The sequence below is a fragment of the Caldisericota bacterium genome (genome assembly GCA_034717215.1).
GTDB lineage: Bacteria > Caldisericota > Caldisericia > Caldisericales > Caldisericaceae > UBA646.
On sequence record JAYELD010000083.1, the window covers coordinates 1 to 1808 of the forward strand.

3 protein-coding genes are annotated in these 1808 nt (G+C 34.7%); all 3 read left to right on the forward strand.

The window, feature by feature from the left end:
- Window positions 1–771: rod shape-determining protein (locus tag U9Q18_03290; GenBank protein ID MEA3313381.1), on the forward strand; the 771-nt coding region annotated here is incomplete at its 5' end.
- Window positions 768–1583 (forward strand): rod shape-determining protein MreC, encoded by an 816-nt coding sequence (gene mreC, locus U9Q18_03295; protein MEA3313382.1) that lies wholly within the window; start codon window positions 768–770, stop codon window positions 1581–1583. The genes U9Q18_03290 and mreC, both read left to right, overlap by 4 nt.
- Window positions 1580–1808: hypothetical protein (locus U9Q18_03300; protein MEA3313383.1), on the forward strand; the 229-nt coding region annotated here is incomplete at its 3' end. The genes mreC and U9Q18_03300, both read left to right, overlap by 4 nt.

The following is a 1808-nucleotide window of genomic DNA, read 5'->3' on the forward strand; positions in this document are numbered from 1 at the left end:
GAAAAAATGTTGGACTATTTTATTTCAAAAGCAGGTGGAAAAAGAGGAATATTTAGACCAAGAATACTAATTGGCGTACCCGCGGGCATTACCCAAGTAGAAAAAAAAGCTGTAATTGAAGCATCGACACTTGCAGGGGCAAAAGAAACACTTGTCATTGAAGAACCAATGGCTGCAGCTATTGGAGCTGGATTACCCATTACAGAAGCAAGAGGCTCAATGATCGTTGATATAGGCGGTGGCACAACGGAAATAGCAGTAATTTCATTAAAAGGAATTGTAGTAGTTAAATCTTCCAGAATAGCAGGTGACGAAATAAATGAATCGCTAATAATATACTTAAGAAGAGAATACAGTTTGCTCATCGGAGAAACAACTGCAGAACAAGTAAAAATTCGAATCGGAAATGCATACCCTCTTGGACAAGAAGAAATGATGGAAATAAGAGGGAGAGACCTTATTGATGGACTTCCAAAATCCATACAAATTACATCAGAAGAAATTAGGAAAGCTTCTCAGCCAATAATAGAAGAAATTTTAGATACAATCAAATCAACGCTTGAATCAACTCCTCCCGAACTTTCAGCAGATATAATGGATCGGGGTATTATGCTCTCTGGAGGCGGTGCCCTTTATAGAAATATTGATAAATTTATCACTCAAAGAACTGGAATCCTTGTCACCATAGCAGACGACCCTCTCTCTTCAGTCGCACTTGGAGCAGGAAAAGTACTAGAAGAAATTAGGATATTCCGCGATACTGTAATTTGAAAAAGAATCAACACCTTAAAATATTAATAATCCTTTTTCTTGTTGTTCTTCTAATATTTATTGCAGGACTCGCAGGAAGAGGCATTACGCTGTTTGATGTAGCAGATTTTTTGTTTATACGACCAGTTTCCAATGTCACAAGCTATATAAATAAAACAAAAGCACAGATACATGAACTATCCAGTCTAACAAAAACTAAACTACAGCTTGAAAACGAAAATACCGAATTAAAGAAAGAAATAAGTATATTGGAAGAAAGGATAAAATTAATCCAGGGAATTTACGAGGAAAATGAACGACTAAAAAATATCCTGGGGCTTAAAAAAAGGTACGACTTCAAGTATAAAGTAGGTACTGTGGTAAGTATTTTAACAGACAATTTTAACATAATAATTATCAATAAAGGAGAAAAGGACGGGATAAAAATAAATATGCCGGTTGTTTGCACTTACGATGGGGAGACGATAAATCTCGTAGGTATTGTTATCGATACATCTTACAACTTCTCTAAAGTGCTAACCGTAACGGATCCTGACTTCCATGTGGGAGCAAAAGACATGCAAACAAGTGAAATAAGCATTGCACAAGGAAATGGGAAAAACCTTTCCATAATAATTAAAATCTCACTTCCAAAAATGCAAAATGGGGACCTCATCACGACAACTGGAGTAAGCGATATCTACCCTGAAAATATTATTATCGGCAAAGTTAGCGATATTAAAAAGAAAAGTAGTTCTACGACCGAAATAATAATAAGCCCTTATGTAGATTTTAACACCCTCTACGAAGTAATGGTTATATACGAAAAATGAAAAAGAAAGCAATACTGTTTTTGCTATTTTCGATATTGTTCATCATGAGTGATATTACGCTGTCAAATACGCTGAGAATTATTTTTTCATTTGCGTACATAACCTATATTATTGCAACTTTAGAGACGCCATATAATTTTTATTTTGCAGTTATCTTCGGTTTTTTATTTGACATTGTTTTCAGTCAATATCTAGGACCATTTATGCTTCTTTTTTTTCTTATGT